22 protein-coding genes are annotated in these 18,002 nt (G+C 43.9%); 6 read left to right on the top strand and 16 right to left on the bottom strand.

The window, feature by feature from the left end; all coding sequences use genetic code 11:
- Positions 1-20: 20 nt before the first annotated feature.
- The 3 genes from P6N53_RS06950 (at position 21) to P6N53_RS06940 (ending at position 1,203) form a co-directional block, all read left to right on the top strand.
- A complete protein-coding gene (locus P6N53_RS06950) occupies positions 21-284 on the top strand; it encodes an alpha/beta-type small acid-soluble spore protein (RefSeq protein ID WP_304542081.1) in 264 nt (87 codons plus the stop codon).
- 352 nt (positions 285-636) lie between these two features.
- Entirely contained in the window at positions 637-825 is a 189-nt protein-coding gene (locus P6N53_RS06945; RefSeq protein ID WP_304542080.1) for a ferredoxin family protein, read from the top strand.
- 120 nt (positions 826-945) lie between these two features.
- Positions 946-1,203, top strand: coding sequence for a YkvA family protein (locus P6N53_RS06940; protein WP_304542079.1), 258 nt, complete (start codon positions 946-948; stop codon positions 1,201-1,203).
- Positions 1,204-1,238: 35 nt separating this feature from the next.
- Here P6N53_RS06940 and P6N53_RS06935 read toward each other — a convergent pair whose 3' ends face one another.
- Positions 1,239-1,460, bottom strand: coding sequence for a hypothetical protein (locus tag P6N53_RS06935; RefSeq protein ID WP_304542078.1), 222 nt, complete (start codon positions 1,458-1,460; stop codon positions 1,239-1,241).
- 30 nt (positions 1,461-1,490) lie between these two features.
- Positions 1,491-1,967, bottom strand: a complete 477-nt coding sequence (locus P6N53_RS06930; RefSeq protein WP_304542077.1) for a hypothetical protein — start codon at positions 1,965-1,967, stop codon at positions 1,491-1,493.
- Between the two features lie 772 nt (positions 1,968-2,739).
- Here P6N53_RS06930 and P6N53_RS06925 point away from each other — a divergent pair.
- The 3 genes from P6N53_RS06925 to nrfD are packed head-to-tail and all read left to right on the top strand — an operon-like array spanning position 2,740 to position 6,289.
- Positions 2,740-4,296, top strand: a complete 1,557-nt coding sequence (locus P6N53_RS06925; RefSeq protein WP_304542076.1) for a [FeFe] hydrogenase, group A — start codon at positions 2,740-2,742, stop codon at positions 4,294-4,296.
- A 27-nt stretch (positions 4,297-4,323) separates the two neighbouring features.
- Positions 4,324-5,109 carry a 4Fe-4S dicluster domain-containing protein gene (locus tag P6N53_RS06920; protein ID WP_304542075.1) on the top strand — a complete coding sequence of 262 codons (786 nt, stop codon included), beginning with the start codon at positions 4,324-4,326 and terminating at the stop codon, positions 5,107-5,109.
- A 37-nt stretch (positions 5,110-5,146) separates the two neighbouring features.
- On the top strand, positions 5,147-6,289 hold the full coding sequence (nrfD, locus tag P6N53_RS06915) for an NrfD/PsrC family molybdoenzyme membrane anchor subunit (protein WP_304542074.1): 1,143 nt from the start codon (positions 5,147-5,149) through the stop codon (positions 6,287-6,289).
- Positions 6,290-6,561: 272 nt separating this feature from the next.
- Here nrfD and P6N53_RS06910 read toward each other — a convergent pair whose 3' ends face one another.
- From P6N53_RS06910 to nifD, 14 genes are all read right to left on the bottom strand, one after another.
- The gene (locus tag P6N53_RS06910; protein WP_304542073.1) at positions 6,562-6,843 is read right to left on the bottom strand and encodes a hypothetical protein; all 282 of its coding nucleotides are present in this window, start codon (positions 6,841-6,843) and stop codon (positions 6,562-6,564) included.
- A gap of 132 nt (positions 6,844-6,975) precedes the next feature.
- Entirely contained in the window at positions 6,976-7,566 is a 591-nt protein-coding gene (spoIIR, locus tag P6N53_RS06905; protein WP_304542072.1) for a stage II sporulation protein R, read from the bottom strand.
- A 99-nt stretch (positions 7,567-7,665) separates the two neighbouring features.
- The gene (locus tag P6N53_RS06900; protein WP_304542154.1) at positions 7,666-8,034 is read right to left on the bottom strand and encodes a hypothetical protein; all 369 of its coding nucleotides are present in this window, start codon (positions 8,032-8,034) and stop codon (positions 7,666-7,668) included.
- Between the two features lie 10 nt (positions 8,035-8,044).
- Positions 8,045-8,284, bottom strand: coding sequence for a hypothetical protein (locus P6N53_RS06895; protein WP_304542071.1), 240 nt, complete (start codon positions 8,282-8,284; stop codon positions 8,045-8,047).
- Between the two features lie 33 nt (positions 8,285-8,317).
- Complete coding sequence (locus tag P6N53_RS06890) at positions 8,318-8,491, bottom strand: hypothetical protein (protein ID WP_304542070.1); 174 nt, start codon at positions 8,489-8,491, stop codon at positions 8,318-8,320.
- Between the two features lie 287 nt (positions 8,492-8,778).
- The gene (locus P6N53_RS06885; RefSeq protein WP_304542069.1) at positions 8,779-8,967 is read right to left on the bottom strand and encodes a hypothetical protein; all 189 of its coding nucleotides are present in this window, start codon (positions 8,965-8,967) and stop codon (positions 8,779-8,781) included.
- Positions 8,968-9,019: 52 nt separating this feature from the next.
- Entirely contained in the window at positions 9,020-9,844 is an 825-nt protein-coding gene (locus P6N53_RS06880) for a hydroxymethylglutaryl-CoA lyase-like TIM-barrel protein (RefSeq protein WP_304542068.1), read from the bottom strand.
- A gap of 26 nt (positions 9,845-9,870) precedes the next feature.
- A complete protein-coding gene (locus tag P6N53_RS06875) occupies positions 9,871-10,500 on the bottom strand; it encodes a Fe-only nitrogenase accessory AnfO family protein (protein WP_304542067.1) in 630 nt (209 codons plus the stop codon).
- A gap of 33 nt (positions 10,501-10,533) precedes the next feature.
- Positions 10,534-10,842, bottom strand: a complete 309-nt coding sequence (locus tag P6N53_RS06870) for a 2Fe-2S ferredoxin (protein WP_304542066.1) — start codon at positions 10,840-10,842, stop codon at positions 10,534-10,536.
- 24 nt (positions 10,843-10,866) lie between these two features.
- Entirely contained in the window at positions 10,867-12,144 is a 1,278-nt protein-coding gene (nifB, locus tag P6N53_RS06865) for a nitrogenase cofactor biosynthesis protein NifB (protein ID WP_304542065.1), read from the bottom strand.
- On the bottom strand, positions 12,113-13,555 hold the full coding sequence (locus P6N53_RS06860; protein WP_304542064.1) for a nitrogenase component 1: 1,443 nt from the start codon (positions 13,553-13,555) through the stop codon (positions 12,113-12,115). The genes nifB and P6N53_RS06860 overlap by 32 nt, the downstream gene beginning before the upstream one ends.
- A 15-nt stretch (positions 13,556-13,570) precedes the next feature.
- On the bottom strand, positions 13,571-14,920 hold the full coding sequence (gene nifE / locus P6N53_RS06855; RefSeq protein WP_304542063.1) for a nitrogenase iron-molybdenum cofactor biosynthesis protein NifE: 1,350 nt from the start codon (positions 14,918-14,920) through the stop codon (positions 13,571-13,573).
- Positions 14,921-14,989: 69 nt separating this feature from the next.
- Positions 14,990-16,381, bottom strand: a complete 1,392-nt coding sequence (gene nifK, locus P6N53_RS06850; RefSeq protein ID WP_304542062.1) for a nitrogenase molybdenum-iron protein subunit beta — start codon at positions 16,379-16,381, stop codon at positions 14,990-14,992.
- Positions 16,375-17,994, bottom strand: a complete 1,620-nt coding sequence (gene nifD, locus P6N53_RS06845; RefSeq protein ID WP_304542061.1) for a nitrogenase molybdenum-iron protein alpha chain — start codon at positions 17,992-17,994, stop codon at positions 16,375-16,377. The genes nifK and nifD overlap by 7 nt, the downstream gene beginning before the upstream one ends.
- Positions 17,995-18,002: the final 8 nt, after the last annotated feature.

The following is an 18,002-nucleotide window of genomic DNA, read 5'->3' as shown; positions in this document are numbered from 1 at the left end:
TCATCAAGGAGGGTTCTTAAATGACAAGTCGTAACACAAATCAATCTGTTACCCCCGGAGCTCAAAGTGCCCTTGATCAAATGAAATACGAAATCGCAAGCGAACTTGGTATCGCCAACTATCAACAAATGGACAAGGGTTCCCTACCCAGCCGTGTTAACGGTTATGTTGGTGGTAACATGACCAAAAAACTGGTTGCCTATGCCGAACAAGCCCTAGCCGGTGGCGCACAAGCTCAAGTACTGCAATCTGCTCAAACCGATCAAATCGGTGGTGGCCAATAGTAATTAAACGACAGGGCAACCGCCATATACAAACGGAAGATGTCGGTTGAGCCCTCAAAGGCAGCGGGAGATAATATCTCCCGCTGCTTTCATTTAGATCGTTCATTTCTGACGACTACTGATACTGGTACGACTGATACATAGAAATAGTAGTTCACTAACAAATTCTAATCTTCAGTGTACCCAAAAAGACCTGAGCAATTCCTTTAACCTGTAAAATTTATCAACCCCCATGTTTTGTCTATTTAGGTATCTTTATGTCATTGAACAAAATAAAAGGTTTAATTATAATTGATTTGTATCCTGGTTGACTAAGAACCTTCTACAAAACAAAACAAGGGGGTATTTTTTTATGTTCTTGGTTTCTATCAAGCAAGATAATTGCACCGGTTGTGGTTCCTGTGTTGATCCCTGCCCCGCAAAAATTTTGGAAATGGTGGATGACAAGGCTGAAATTACTGGCGATGCAGCTGATTGCATGGGTTGTGAAACCTGTGTAGAAATTTGTCCAAGCGGTTGCTTTACCATTATGGAGCTGTAATAATAAAATTTTAGGGGGCGTCCTTTTGACGCCCCCTTTACATTCAAGTTGTTTTTAAAGTACTTAACAAGGATATTAATATAAAATAGCGAATTTACTCTTTGGAGGGAGGTAATGACATTGTCTACCGGAAAAAGAATTTGGTTGGTCATACGGGCCTTTTTAAACCCGGCTGTACCCTCCCGGCTTAAGTATGAGGTTATTGGCTGCTTACTATATTTTATAAGCCCTATTGACTTCATCCCTGATTTTATACCCTTCACCGGACGGGCTGACGATCTGGTAATCCTATTATGGGGAGGCAAGAGACTTTATGATATAGTAAAGGCTCACCAACAAAGTTTGGAAAAAACCATAGACATCACACCACCAAAGTGATCTCTTGGCCCAAGCTTGAAGTGGGCCTTTTTTATTTACAAAATGCTTTTAATTAATATGACAACAATGACTATACCTAGAAATATTGCAGTATTTTTGATAACCTTTTCCCGAACTATCCTATTACCCCTTTGTTTCTCTCGCTTACGCCGCAGCTCCTTTTGGGCCGGATCAACATAATCAACTTGCTTTAACCTGTTTTTCCTGCTGGGATCAAATTGTATTACCTTGCCCTTAGCCCTACTTTTATCCTTCATAATCAAGCTTCTCCATGACATTACTAAACTTTATTGAATGTCTTCTTTACCGATGGCGTAGCCCAGGCTAAAAATATCCCGGAGTAAATTGTGTATTAACAGCTCCGCCCATTGGACCACCTTTGGATTGGGTTTACTCTTGTATATCCTGGCTAATTCACTGGAAACCTCAGCAATCATATCTTTGGTATCATATTTTTCTTCAAACTCTTTGGAGGAAAATATCTCTGCCCCTTCTTCAATGGATTCATTAAATTGCTTTTCTAATCCACTAAAATAACTTACAATATCGTTTAGCTCTCCTAAAACACCCTGGAGTGCCGTTTCCATACAGTAGTCAAAAAACTCACTCCGCTCAACCTCAGGCAATTCATCCAACAATTCCTTACCACCTTGATAGTAGTGAACCTGACAATTTGCCACATTACCCTTTTCAAAGCCGGTGCCTTCAAAAAACTCCCTTAACCGCTTTTGTCCCAGGGAAGAAACCGAATTATCTTCATTCATCTTAACTATTAACTCGGGGGGACCCAGTTCACATTTGATCCTGATTACCTTTTTCCCACCAAGATAAAAAATAAAATATTCTCCATACCTTCGTGATTTAATCTGTTCCGGGTTAATCTTTCATACCCCCCTACGCCCAAAAACCCATCTGATATCTATTACTTTATATTATTATACCTACACTTTTACATTCCCTATTATTAGTAAAAATTCCTTCCCCATCATCTTAAAAATCGAAACCATGTCCTAAGTACTGTATTATTTCCCAAAAAGGAAATTTCTATTACAAAATACAGGCGTCCCTTGCACAAAACTGTTCCAATGGTATAATTATATCAAGGTCAGTCAAAGTCAGTATCTTGTTGACACTTGGGGTGATTGTAATTTCCGTTACCTATAGTGCATAAATATTTAGCGTAAATATTTATGCCAATTTTTAGACAAACATCCTGTATTTTTGTAAAAATACACTTAACTAAATCACTTGATTAGAAATTATTTTAATTATTTAAATTAGCTGATTGATTTTACCTTATTTTCTAAATTTTTTTAATTAACCATCAACACTAGAGAGAATAGTAATTTATCAATAAATTTCATATGTTATTTTTTTAATTAAAAAAGAGGAATTTTTAAAATTTTGACAAATAGTTCATCTATATTGGTATGTCGAAAATCAGCTTTTTGCTAACAATTCAAAAAATTTATTTTATTGTTAGCAAAATAGTTAGCATGCAAAAGGCATGTCAACTTAAGCAAAGGGGGAAAACCTATGCAGAACCAAATGGATAAGGAAAGGGAGAAGCAAGTTACCAGGCGGGGCTTCCTCAAGATGATGGGGGGCATTGGACTTGCAGGAGTAACTGCATCCATCGCCGGTTGCAGCACTGATCCCGCCGGAGGCAAAGGATGGATGCCTCAGCAGTACCAGGTGGCCAGTAGTTGGCCAATTCAGGTAAAGGGCCGGATACCTATTGACCCTTCTAACCCTTCCATCGCCAGGGATGACAAAAAGTGCATCCTGTGTGGTCAGTGTGTCGAGGTGTGTCAGAGGGTTCAGACCGTTTTTGGTTACTACGAGCTGCCTATTAAGGATGACATCGTGTGTGTAAACTGTGGCCAGTGCACCCTATGGTGTCCAACTGCTGCAATTACTGAGAAGGATGACATTGCTAAGGTAGTTCAAGCCCTGGAAGACAAGGATATTCACGTAGTGGTGCAAACAGCTCCTGCTACCAGAGTCGGACTCGGTGAAGAATTTGGTATGGCTCCTGGCACCTTTGTAGAAGGTCAGCAAGTAGCCGCCTTGAAAAAACTCGGTTTTGATGCGGTTTTTGATACCAACTTTTCCGCTGACTTAACAATTTTTGAAGAGGGCACGGAATTAATCAAGAGGGTCACCGGAGAAATTCATGAGCCCCTGCCACAGTTTACTTCCTGCAGCCCAGGTTGGGTAAAATTCTGTGAGTATTACTATCCTGATTTATTACATCACATGTCTACCTGTAAGTCTCCCCAGCAAATGCTCGGAGCACTTATAAAATCTTACTATGCCAAAGAAAAGGGTATCAGCCCTGAGAAAATCTTCTCGGTATCCATTATGCCCTGTACAGCTAAGAAATACGAAGCCCAACGCCCTGAAATGAACAGTGCCGGCAAGCATGAAGGCAAACCAGAACTTAGGGATGTTGACGTAGTTCTGACTACCAGGGAACTGGCCCGTTTAATTAAGAGCAAAGGGCTTGACCTCAACACCCTGCCCGAAGAAAAATATGACACCTTGCTGGGTGAAGGCACCAGTGCCGGCTTGATTTTTGGAGCCACCGGCGGTGTTATGGAAGCTGCAGTTCGTTCTGCCTACTTCCTCATTACCAAGCAGGAGCCACCTGAAGCCTTCCTAAATCTTACACCTGTTCGCGGTCTCCAGGGGGTTAAGGAAGCTGCTGTAGATATCCCAGGTGTAGGTACGGTAAGGGTAGCGGTTGCCCATGGTCTGAGCAATGCCCGTCCTATTCTGGAGGCTGTTCGCAAGGGTGAAGCTCCCTATCACTTTATTGAGTTTATGTGCTGCCCGGGCGGTTGCATTAGTGGCGGAGGCCAGCCCCGTACTTCCTTGCCTCCCTCAGATGATGTTCGCCAGGCCCGCATTGACAGTATTTATAATGCTGATGCCAAAATTTACACCAAGCGTAAGAGTCATGAAAACAAAGAAGTTTTGGCCCTATATGAAAAATTCCTTGAAACACCCAATAGCCACATTGCACATGAATTACTGCACACCCATTATGAGGATCGTAGTAAGCACTTAACCGTTAAGAAAAACGTTTAATCAAGGACCTATAGGAGGTGAAATTATATGTCAAAAGGAGTTCTGGTTGATCTGTCAAAGTGCGTAGGCTGCGGTAGCTGTACAGTAGCTTGCAAGCTCTGGAATGAAACTCAATGGGATGACAAGTACCCGGCCATGGGTATGGACATCAAGCTTACCGATAAAAACTGGACAGTAGTAAACTTCCACCAAGTTAAAGATAGTGAAGGCCAGCCAGCCTGGCGTTTTGTTAAAGAACAATGCTTCCACTGTCAAGATCCTGCCTGTGTATCAGCATGTTTTGCCAAGGCTTTTCAAAGGGATAAGAACGGCTCGGTAATCTATTATCCATACCTTTGTGTTGGCTGCCGCTACTGTATGGTCGCCTGCCCCTTCAACATTCCCAAATTTGAATGGGAAAAAGCCTTCCCCCTGGTAACTAAGTGCCAGATGTGCTCCACCAAGGTAGACAAGGGCGAAGCTCCTGCTTGTGTGTCTGTTTGCCCGGCTGATGTCTTTAAATTTGGCGAGCGTGAAGATATGCTGCAAGCGGCTAAAGACATTATTGCCAAGGATAGTAAATACGTTAACTACATCTATGGTGAAAAAGAGGTTGGCGGCACTGGCTGGCTTTATATCTCTGACGTTCCCTTTGAGCAGTTAGGCTTTAAGATGGGCCTCACCCAGCAGCCTCTGCCCAGTTTTACCAGCGGCTTCCTTCATTCAACACCTTATGTGGCCATAACCTGGGGCGTGGTTCTAACGGGATTGTACCACTACACCAAGCGCCGCAATCAAATTTCGAAGGAAGACAAGAAAAACATTAAGGCCTAATTGTTTTTGAAAAATTGTTAAACCAGGAGGGATAAAGATGGCGGCACACGCCCAGCCCCAGAAATGGAGCTTTAAAATAACTCCTATCCGCATTATTTTAATGATGCTGGCAGCTACTGCTATTGGAATATGTATTTTCCGTCTAGTAACAGGTCTTGGTATTGTTACTAACCTAAATGATGATTGGCCCTGGGGAATGTGGATCGGCTTCGATGTACTCACCGGGGTTGCACTGGCCGGCGGCGGATATGGAACAGCTATTTTAGTACACGTTTTGCACAAAGAATATTACCACCCCATCGCCCGTAGTGCGATGCTTACATCCTTACTAGGTTATTTACTGGTAATGGCCGGTCTCTTCCTGGATATCGGTCAGTGGTTCAACTTCTGGCGTCCCTTTGTTTCCTGGGGCTATAACTCCGTACTGTTTGAAGTATTCTGGTGTGTTTCTTGCTATACCACTGTACAGCTTCTTGAGTTCGGTGAAATTGCCACCGAGCGTATCGGCACCAAATACCATGAGCTTGCTAAAAAGGCCCTGCCTTTCCTGATGATTGTTGGTATTATCTTCCCAACCTTACACCAATCATCCCTTGGCGGTCTGTATTTGATTGCTGTTGACAAGCTTTATCCATTGTGGTGGTCTCCCCTTATCCCACTATTCTTCTTAATGTCTTCCTTCTTCGTGGGACCTGCTATGATTTGTATTGAAACAACCCTAGCTGGAAGGGCCTATAACCACTGGATTCCTATTCCGCTGCTCCGTAGCCTGATTCGTATCTCTGGTTTCGTAATGATCATTTATTTGGCCCTCAAATTATTTGACCTGGCCAACCGTGGTGTATTCAACCTGATGTTTATGGGCAACATGGAGGGTAATTTATTCCTGGCAGAAATTATTCTGGGTATAATTATTCCAATAATAATCTGCTTTACCGGCTTTAGCGCTTCCCGTGCTGGTCTGTTCACCTTTGGACTACTGGTAAGCGGTGGTGTTATCCTTAACCGTATGAACGTAGTATTCACTGGTATGGCTGGTTCCACAGCTGGCTCCTACTTCCCCTCCGCAGCTGAGTGGTTAGTAAGTATCGGTCTGGTGGCCATCGGAGTACTGGCCTACTGCTTCATCGCAGAGAACTTTAAGATTCTCGATCATGATGATCATAGTCATGCAGCCTAACTAACAACAAAATACTAGGCATTAAGGTGGGAATACCATCTTTCAGCAATACTATGTTAAAACATTGCGCCTGCTTATTTAAAACCCGAGCCTAGTCGGGTTTTTCTTTTTTATTCTTAATATAATTGCAATTATAATGCCATAGCTTTTTTGAGGTTACCTTGGTATCTAATAAAGTTTTTGTGACAAAATAGAACATATTTATATCTATATAAAAAAATTATCCCAAAATGAAACAACCCCGCTCCCATGGTAAGGAGCGGGGCTGATTATTAGGATACTTGCTCAGAAAAATTACTAGGATCCTCCAGGAAGTACAGTACATAGGCCCTGGGAGGATCTTGCCTAATCTCCTCCATTACGGAAGGTCCTACGGATACTTCTCCAATAAGGTTGATGTCTGATTCGATGTCAAATTCCTCATCTTCCAAGGGCTTGATGCATTCTACCCCGGGGTTGGGGTCCTTGGTCTTGATACCCAGGGCTAGATACTTCTCCTTTGCCTCTTCAGGAGAATCGGCAAACACAATTCTAGTGTTGGTTGGATGCTGCATGATCACGATACCTCCAAGCATTTTTGTTAGTTTAGTTTGAAAGCCAACTTTTCGCATTATATTGTTATTTTACTACAATTATTCCTGTTATTGTACCTAAATTATTTCGTTAAGAAACAAAATCTGCCGGGGTTAGCTAAATATCCTTAACATATCTGCGGATTTTAGTCGAAATTCAACCTTATCCTTTTCGAAGACCTTCAGCCCCTTGGCAGCCTCATGATCATCCAGGGATTTGACACTATCAACGAAACAAAGGGGAGGAAATAAGACACACCACCAGTTGTTGCCTTGACCTTCACCAATTACCACCCTGACTGCATGATAGTTCCCGGCCGGAAGAGTAAAGTTGCCATAGCTTTTAGTGGGAAAATCATAGTCACCAACCATAATTTCCACGGGATAGTCCTTCCCTTCCCTGCTTATTTGCCGGGATGCCAGTTCCTTGATCTCCTCCAGGCTGGCTAGGACGACCTCTTCTGCCTCCTGCCTGCTATTGGCCTGATTAAAACGCTCCTTCATTTCATTAACCACTAAATCCCTAACATGAAGCTTTAAGGTTTGGTCTTCAAAGGAATTACTATTGGCTATTACGTGTAATCTTATTAATTGCTTAGCAAACTCATGCTGTACATAGGACTTGTAGGATCCGTAAAGGGAAACTGATAATATGGAAAATGCTATTAACATTGTCACTATATTTTTGGCATTGAACTTAAACAATTACAAACACCTCACATATTAATTAACTAGGTATAGTATGTGAGGTGTTTGTAGTTTTTATACATATTTTGTAATATTTGCAATCTTCAGCCCTCACCATTAATTACGGTGAGAATCGCATTTCCCTTCCAAATCAATATATTCCTCGAAGTTATGGCGGAAGAACAAATCCACCAGAGGTCTGGGCGTATCGGCTATCTCCCATTCCACCAGCATTCCAAACTCATCATTTTTTATCAACTTGCCCTTGGTTCCTGGGGGAATTTGACCAAGCTGTACCTTGGATTTAATCAATACATCACCCCTGCCTTGGTGTACCGCAAGCATCTGCCTGGCCATATCCAGAGTGTGGGTCAAGCCCATTATGGTTTCATGGACCTTGCCCTGGGATAACATTTCAATTCCTTCGGTGCACAGCTTAATTAAAGTATCCACCTTTACCTTTGGCTCTTCCCTTTCCACATCCATTCCTCCGTTCTTAACCGGCAATAATGTTATATATGACTCCCCGCCTGCTTAAGATGGACTGTATCTGCCCCTGTTCCGGCTTAAGGTTAGCCACCGTAATCATGACGTTAAAATATCTATGCCAGGCAAAGGGCTGGTTGGAGCCTAGCATTATCTCCTGCCACCTTCGTCCCGTTCTATGGTAAAACTCCTCCCTAAACACCTCTTCCTGGACCATCTTCTCTTCATCCACCAGCCAAAGATTCTGCAAACTACCAACGGCAGTTATTTTTCTCAGGTTATCTCAGCCGGTCTCATAAAAATATACTGGCACCTCAAGCCCTTCCCAAATGCTCGCCAAGGGCCTGAGCTTCTCCAGGTCCATAGAACCAAAGGTCACCCGATGATGCCTTTCGCTTATGTCAACTAACTCCGCCAATTGACCGCAGCCAGCCGCAGCTAATATTATTTGTTCCATCTTTGCTCCTAATAGTGAGGCGGCTTTTCCCTGAGGGGGCACTTAAGACAATAACAGTCTTCACATTCATCCCGGCATAGGGTATTGCATTTGCAAGGCATATCCTCATAGATACACTTCATTGAAAATTCCTCCAAGCTGCAAAAGAATATTATTAGATTCTATATTCATCATAGCCTTGCTTTTCCCTGTATCTTTTCTTCTTTTTTAGGAATATATAAATAAGAAAATTAACAATGAGCTGCACTTAGCACAAGGTCTTTGGTGTGGTAATATGCCCTGTACCACTAATCTACCGGTATTCCCCTGCTGCGCAGTGTTTCCAGCACCTCGGGTTTTAGAAAAGTTTGCCACTCCGGATACTTTTCTTTTAGATTTAACAGCTTTTCGCGGTTTTCATAGAAAATCTCCATAAGCTTATGGGCGTCATCCCTATTGTTTTGTAACTCCAAAAGTAATTTTAAATCCCCGAACATACCTTCACTCCTTTCTGGAGTAGAATATTCGGGGATTCTCAAAGATATGCTGTTATTTTGCCAATAGCAAGGGCCTATTGGCAGCCCGGGCAACGTAATGGTTCAATTCTGCAAGTTTCTGCTCATCCACTGCCGGGTCAATTCCTAAAAATTCCTTCAGAACCCTGATCATTTCCTCGAAGGAGCTATTACCTGCCCTTTCACCCAAGCCCAATACTGTTGTACTTAAATATTTTGCTCCTCCGTGATGGGCAGCAAGGGTATTGGCCGTGGCCATGCCGAAGTCATTGTGAGAGTGTATTTCTATGTCTATGCCTGTCTCCTGTCTGATTTGACTAATTTTATCCTTGGTGGTAAATGGGTCCAGCACCCCCAGGGTATCTGCAAAGCGAAGCCTGGCAGCACCCTCTTCCTTGGCCAAGGAGGCAAATCTTATAAGAAAATCCATATCTGCCCGGGAGGCATCCTCCGCCCCAACAGAAACTTCACAATCAAAGGCCTTTGCATAGCTCACTGTTCTCTTGATATTTTCCAGCACCCACAAACGGCTGCGATTCAGCTTATATTTAATGTGGATATCAGAGACCGGTGCAGATATATGCAAGTTTCTGGCACCACAGTCCAGGGAGTCCTTGATATCCTTCAAATTAGCCCTGTTCCAGGTTGAAACCTTGGCCTTAAGATCTAGCCCTAGAATGCAATGGATAGCTTCCATTTCCATTTTCCCCATGGCGGGAATACCTGCCTCTATTTGATACACGCCGGCTTCATCCAATAGTGAGGCTATTTTAACCTTTTCCTTATTGGTAAATGCTACTCCCGCAGACTGCTCGCCATCCCGAAGGGTAGAATCTACAAAGTATACTTCATGCTGCACCCCGGCTCACCCCATTTTCCAGCTGGTTAGCACTGCTGACAAGCTTTCTTTGTAATAATAACTTTAATCTCATTCCTAGCGATAACCTCAGACCTACTTTCCAAATTGCCAATTTGCAATTCTGTTTCAAGCCAGGGTGGAATATGATTGCAAATTACCTCCAGCTGATAAAACTTTCCCTGACGAATAAAGGGAAGCAGTGCCTGCTTTGAGGTGACCCCGGTGTTTTTTTCCTGTATTTCTTTCAAAGAGATTCTATAACACCCTGGGAAGGTTTCCACCGGAGCAACAGGAGTAGTTTTTGCCTCGGCACTTTCCTTTTCCTCTGCTTCTTCTTTCTCTAAAACATAATCAAGAAACCCCAGGGGATCACCCTCATACTCCCAAACACTGCACCTTGCCTTTTCTAATTCAAAGTAGGGGACACCGGTTACAGAAAGACCCACGAAGGTTTTGCACTGGCCCAGGAAATCAACCACTTCCTTCATTCTGCTGCGCAAATCCTTCATGGTAAAATTTTCACCCAGGGAAAATTCCTTCTCCTTTGATAAACTCCAAATTCCCTGACGTCTCTCATATATTTTTATAGTTCCCTGCTCATAAAGGGATACGGTGTGACCCCTTCCATTGACATAAACGGCAATATCCTTAGGCATTTTACACCCCTCCCCTTTTCCGGGATTTATTATCTAAATGGCTAATCTTTCAACAATGCTGCCACCCTCGATATGTTCATCCATAATTTCCTCTACATCCTCCGGAGTTACTCCGCCATACCATACATTGTCAGGGTAGACCACCACTATAGGGCCCTTTTCACAGAGGGAGAAACAGCCGGTATTAGAAACAAAGACCTCTGCCCCAAGATCCCGATCCCTTATTTCTTCTAAAAAGTTACCGATAATCTCTACTGCTGCCTTGGAATGGCAGAAGCCCTTGGGTTCTCCATTAACCCTGGAACTGCTGCAGACAAAAATGTGGTATTTTGGTTTAATCATTTGTACCAGCCTCCTATCAATTCTTTATACTGCCATTTGACTGCTTAACTTTTTAACAGCATAATATAAGCCGTTTTCTACCGTATCATAAGTCTCTACCACCAAAATGCCCTTTTGGGATAATTTTTCCTTGGGCTTATGGCCAATTCTCAGGGAAACTACAGCGTCACAGTCCTTGATGCTGTTAATAATGCTGTCCCTACGGGATTCCTCGTCGTCACAGTTCTCTGTACCGGAACAATAGCTTATTACACTTCTCTTTTCAATACATCTAAATTGTTTACCGTTTCCCTCATAAATGGCAAACTCAGAGGTCTGGCCAAAGTGTAAATCAATTAGTTCGCCGTGTCTTGATGCGATAGCAATTTTGTATGTCTTTTTGCCCTCGGCAGCCCTCATAACAGGCTCTTTTTTCTCTTTACAGCTAAATTCTAAGGAGCGATCATCCCCCAGGAGACCGATGGCATCAGCACGGCACTGTTTACAGTGTCGCATCTGCTGTAAATCTACCTGGCACAGGTCCCTCATTTTGTCTAATTCCTTCTTACTGGTCTGGGGAAATTCAGCAAAAACACTTCCATCGGCAGGTATCAGGGGCATAATATTGGTGATGAAGGCCCCCAGTTCCTTCACCTTCCTCACTACCTCAGGTATATGTGAATCATTGATCCCGGGAATCATCACTATGTTTACTTTAACCAACACCCCAAACTGGGCTAAATATTTTATACCTTCCAGTTGGTTGTTGATAAGAATTCCTGCCCCCCAGCTTCCTTCATAGCGCTGGCCCTTATATTTTACATATTTATATATTTTTGCTCCCAGATAAGGATCAAGGCAATTAACTGTAACAGTTACATGTTTGATTCCCATCTCAACAATCTCCGGGGCGAATTCCGGCAGCATTAGTCCATTGGTTGACAGGCAGAAAATAACCTCTGGATCAGCTTGTTGAATAAGTTCTATACTCTTCCTGGTATTTGCCCAATTTGCCAGGGCATCACCGGGTCCCGCAATGCCTACCACACTTAAATTTGGAATCCTTTCCTTAACCAACTTATATTTGGCTAAGGCTTCCGGGGGAGACAAAACCTCACTGGTAACCCCTGGCCTGCTTTCGTTAGAACAGTCGTATTTTCTGTTGCAGTAATTGCAGCTGATATTGCATGCCGGGGCCACAGGCAGGTGCATCCTGGCATATTTATGATGGGCCTCAAAGGAGTAGCAAGGGTGTTTATCGGTCTTATTTAGGACATCCTGGGATACTTTCCTATTGTCTGATTTCTGACTGCAGCATTGCATGTTGGTCACCACAACTTTCTATACAGCACTGCTGGGTTTCACCAGTGCCTTGATAAAATTGTTCATACATAGACCGGCGGTACTTAGCGTGTTTTGCCTCAAGAAGGGTATTGGTAATCCGGTCCAAAAACATTGTAGTTCCTGTATAGCCAACTGAAAGTATCCTTTGCCCCCCGGTTCGGTCATGAATGGGAAAGCCCATTCTCACCAGGGGTATGCCCTCTCTCTCGGTAAGATAGCGGCCATCGGAATGGCCAATGGCTATATTGGCCTGCTTTTCCCTGGCCAGTTTTCTGATGGAGGTAAAATCAGCCTCATTTAATATTTCAAAGCCTTCTGGGGTATCCTGGGTCAAGCTCTGCAGCATTTTGGCCAATCTAGGATTCTTGCTGCCCGTAGCCACCACCACAGGATAAACTCCATTCTCAATACAGGTTTTAACCACCGAGAAGACATTCTCCGGTTCACCGAAAATAACACTGCTGCCCTGGGCGTTGTACTTATGTGAATCAATCATGCAATCCAGCAGCCTGCCCCTTTCCTGATTAAGACTATCAGGTATGGGGTTGCCGCTGATTTCTTTTAATAGGTTTACGAATAGGTCAGTATTTTCTACACCCATTGGTATGGGCAGATTATATAAAGGAACGCCAAACTCTGTCTCTAGATATTTTCCCGGTGACATGCTGTCATCCACCGTTAGGCCCATTTGGATGGTAGCCTTGGCACCGGGCATGGCAGCAATATCAGCCAGCCTTGTGCCACCTTTGGGCAATTTTTGATAGGGCCTCTCATAGGGCCGGTCCAGGGTATCGGAAAAGTCCGGGAACAGGGTAAAATCCACCTGCATCAACTGCAAAATTCTTTTTAGCTCCCTTATATCAGCTGGGCTGATGTTAGGGATGATTATATTTACTTTGCCATGGCCCGGGGTTTTGGCCGCCATTTTAGCCACAATCCTTTTAGCCGCCAGCCAATATCCCTCAGTATGGGTTCCACCATAACCAGGACTGCCGACAGTTACTATGGGAAAATCCTTTATGCCCCTCTCAGCCAGATAATCCTGGGCAATGCGGTCGATATCTTCCCCAATGGTTTCGGCCAGACAAGTGGTCAATATGCCAATAACACCCGGCTTATAGGCCCTTATTACATTATCCAAGCCCTGCATCAGGTTTTTTTCGCCCCCGTAAATAGTGCCCTTTTCATTTAGGGATGAGGAGGCAACATCTATGGGCTCATTAAAATGTTCGGCCATGTGGCGCCTCATATAGGTGGCACAGCCCTGGGAGCCGTGCAGGATTACCATAGACTGTTCCACCCCCTTAAAGGGTAGAATCCCTCCCATGGGCATGCACATATTACAAGGGTTTTCATTAACATTACGGCAATTTACAGTTTCCCTGTCCATAGTGAACCTCCCATGTTATAAATATTTCCATACCGGTGAGCAAAGGGTTGAGTAAACCTCCTTAGCAAAGTTTACCGCCCCAACGAAGCCGCTCAGGGGATGCTTCCGATCATGATTATGATCAATAAAGGCAACTCCCAGCTTGTAGGCCAAAGGTCTTTCCTTTACTCCCCCCACCAGGAGGTTAGCTCCCTTTTCCGTCATAAATCTTTCCAGTTCTGATGGGTTAGCATCATCAAGGATAACTGTCCCCTCATCCACCAATTCGTTGATTGTTTCATACTCTTCTTTTCTACCGGTCTGGGTACCAATCATTACCACATCTATACCAATTTCTTTAAACTGTTTAATTAAAGAGATGGCCTTAAAGCCACCGCCAACATAAACCGCCGCTTTCTTTCCCTGGAGCCTTTGCCGGTACCATTCAATTTTATCCCTTACTTTAGAAACCTCTTCTTCTATAATCTCTTCCGCTCTGATTATTGTTTCGGCATCTCCGAAGTGGGAAGCAATTTTCCTCAGCGACTCCGCAGTATCCTCCAGGCCTAAAAAGGAAACATTGAAATAGGGGATACCGTAGAGGTCTTTCATCTTTTCAGCCAAATATATCATCGAGCCGGCACACTGGATAATATTCAGTGATGCACTGCTCGCTTTTTTCAACTTGTCATAGCTTGAGTCTCCAGTAAAGGCAACATTTACATCAATGCCCATCTGTTTTAAATAGTTTTTTATGATCCAAACCTCTCCGGCCAGGTTAAAATCTCCTAGATAGTTTAAACTCATGGCTTTTGGAGGAAGTTTACCTTCCACCGGTTTGATCAGCCGGAGAAGTGCATCACAGGCTGCCCGGTAGCCTGCTGCTTTGTTTCCAATAAAGCCGCTGGATTGTATAGGGATTACCTCAATACCATGTCTGCTGGCTGCGTCCTTACAAACCGCATCCAGATCGTCTCCAATAACTCCGACAATACAAGTAGAGTAAACAAATACCACCTTGGAGGGATATTTTTCCACCAATTCATCAATGGCCCTGGTTAATTTTTTTTCACCACCGAAAATGACATCCTGTTCTTTAAGATCAGTTGAAAAGCTATTACGATAAAGCTCCGAACCGCTACTTAGGCTGCCCCTGATATCCCAGGTGTAGCTGGCGCAGCCAATGGGCCCATGCACCAGATGGATGGCATCAGTAACAGGGTTTAAAACTACCCTGGCCCCACAATAAACACAGGCCCTCTGACTCACACATCCAGCCACGCTGTCGGTATCACATTTCAATTGACTCTTCTGCTTTCCCTTGGTAATGATCGAAGCTGCCCTTTCCTTAATCAGGTGGTCCTTCAATGTAGCCCGCACATCCATCACATCCTTTAAAATCGACTTATCTTACCCCTTGGGGTTGTGAGGCGAAATAATTCGCCTCACCGAGATTTACATCACCAATTCAAAATCTGCATCCTTAGCGTCACGGTCTGCCCGGTCAAGCAGGGCATTACTGATCATTTCCAAAAGTCGCATAGCCCCTTTATAGCCAACTACAGGAAGGTAAGAGTGTACACTGCGGTCCAGGATGGGGAAGCCCAATCGAACAAAGGGGAGATCCTCAGCCCTGGCGATATATTTACCATAGGTATTACCAATCAGTAGGTCCACCGGCTCATTTTTAATCCATTGGTGCAGGTCAAACAAATCTCCACCAGCCTTAACTCGGCCTTCCACCCCTGCTTCCTCCAGCATATCTTTGATTTGGGTCTCAAAGTTGCCTAGCATAGTACCGATGGCTCCCCCGGTGGCAGGAGTACCAGTTAATACATGAATGGGTTTCATGCCTAGACTCAAGACAAATTCGGTCATGGCAATAACTATATCCGGGTCACCAAAGATAGCTACCTTCTTGCCGTGAAAATGGAAATGTGTGTCAGTCATAATATCTACCAACTGTCCCCGTTCCTCCTCCAACTCATAGGGAACATCCACAGTAAACTTGTTTACCAGTGTCATCAAAAATTCGTCGGTGGCCTTGATGCCGATAGGTGTTTTAAGTACTACGGGAGTCACCTTACACTTTCTCTCCAACTGGTTGGCGGCATCGGAGGAAGCATAGCTGCCTAAGGCGATGGTTACTTTAGAGTTTCCCGTATCAATCAGTTCAGGAACCGTTGTACCGCCCTTGGGAAACATCTGGTATTCACCTGTCATAGGTGTATCTACAACCCCTGAGGTATCAGGAAACATAATAGCTTTAATTCCCATGGCCTTTAGGAGTCTTTTTATTTCCCTCATGTCCCCTGGGTTTACAAAGCCGGGAATTACATTGGCCTGTTCCTTCTTAGTTTCCAGGGATGCCTCAGACAGGTAACTAACCATGCTTTTGGTCATATTTGAAAAACCTGTTATATGGGAGCCCTGGTAGCTGGGTGTGTTGGTATGAATTACCAATTTGCCCTCAGGAACGTCAGAAGTCTTAATAAAGGTAGGAAGGTCATCACCAATGGTCTCGGAAAGACAAGTGGTATGCACAGCCATAACATCGGGATTGTAAATGGCAAAGACATTCTTAATGGAGGTTTTTAAGTTGGCACCACCACCGAAAACAGAAGCACCTTCAGTAAAGGAACTTGTTGAGGCCATAATCGGGTCACGAAAATGTCTGGATAGGTGCATCCTGTGGTAAGAGCAGCACCCCTGGGAGCCGTGACTGTGGGGCAAGCATTTATGGATGCCCAAAGCGGCGTACATAGCTCCAATTGGCTGACAGGTCTTGGCCGGGTTAATCATTCCCGCGGTACGCTTTTTAATTTCCTTTGGTGTACAATCTAACATTTTGAGCATCCTCCTTCCTCAATGGTTCCTTCAAGGATAGGTTTATTTTTCCAGGGTGGTGTAATAAAGTTCCAAGTGGGTGTAGCAAAACCCATGGCCACATCCTCTGCAAATTTCACCGCACCCTTAAAGCCGGCATAGGGACCGCTGTAATCATAAGAGTGCAGCTGTTTGGCGGGAATACCCATCTTTTGAACAACATACTTATCCTTAATGCCTGAAGCAAAGATATCTGGCTTAAGAAGTTTAATGAACTCCTCGGTTTCATAGTGGTTTAGGTCATCAACAATGATATGTCCGTCCTTCATCTCAACATTCATACCTTTGTAATCACTCAGGGGAATCTCTTTCTTTAGTGCTTCCAAACGCTCTGGAGAGACCTTCAGCTTAAATCTCCTTTGGTCTTGTTCCACATGCAGATCAGGAATATTCTTAGTGTCGGCATCCAGCTTGATATCAGGGATTATTTCCCTGCCCTCATAGTCATCCCGGTGGGCAAACTCATAGCCTGCCAAAACGGTTTCAATTCCTAATTCCGCAAATAACCCCTGGTAGTGGTGACCCCTGGAGCCGCCTACAAAGCAAAAGGCTGTTTTCCCTTGGCATATCTTTTTATACTGTTCCATAACAGGTTCAATTTGTGCCACTTCCCTAGCAATAACCTCTTCGGTTTTCTTAATCAATTCTGGATCTCCAAAATAGATTGCCATATTCCTAAGGGAATCAATGGTACCCTGAACACCGATAAAGTTAACCTTAAGCCAGGGTGTGCCATATTTGGTTTCCAACATTTCCGCAATATAGTTAATTGAGCGGTGACACTGTACCAGGTTTAATTCTGCCACATGGGCGTTCTTTAACTCCTCGTAAGAACCATCCCCGGTCATTACAGATATAACTGTATAACCAATTTCCTCCAACAGCTTTTCAATTACCCAACTATCGCCGCCGATATTATATTCTCCAAGTATATTAATGGGAAATTTTCCCTCTGCCTCTTCCAGCTCTCCTTTACCGATAACCCTATCCATTAGGATATTGTTGGCAATATGGTGACCGGCTGACTGACTAACACCTTTGTAACCTTCACAGTTAAAGGACAAAACACTTATACCGTGCTTTTCCTCAGCTGCCTTGGCCACTGCACCCAGGTCATCACCAATCAAACCCACAGGGCAGGTGGCAGAGATGGTTATGGCATTTGGGCTAAAGGTTTCCATTACCTCATCGATCATTTTAGCCAGCTTTTTCTCTCCGCCAAAGACAATATCACTTTCCTGCATGTCGGTAGAGAAGCAATAGCTTAGGAAATTCCTTTCGGGATCTTCACTTTCAGCTTTGTTACGTCTGGTTAACCAGGCATAGTAACCACAGCCGATGGGACCGTGAACAATGTGTATCATATCCTTCAGAGGCCCCAGTACAACACCTTTGCAGCCTGCATAGGCACAGCCCCGATTAGTAATAATCCCCGGGATAGTCCTAGTATTAGCTTCAATTTCCTGCCGAGCTTCTGCCGAATCTTTTATTATAAGATGTTTTTTACGATTTCTCTTAACCTTTGCCGGGTATTGGCTAAATAGCTCCTCCAGCTTTTTCTCATCAATGGCCATATATACTG

Origin of the sequence: Desulforamulus aquiferis, from assembly GCF_030577015.1 — a bacterium.
In the GTDB taxonomy this organism is placed as follows: domain Bacteria; phylum Bacillota; class Desulfotomaculia; order Desulfotomaculales; family Desulfotomaculaceae; genus Desulfotomaculum; species Desulfotomaculum aquiferis.
Note: the sequence above shows the minus strand (reverse complement) of the source record. Positions and strands in the feature narration are given on the sequence as shown.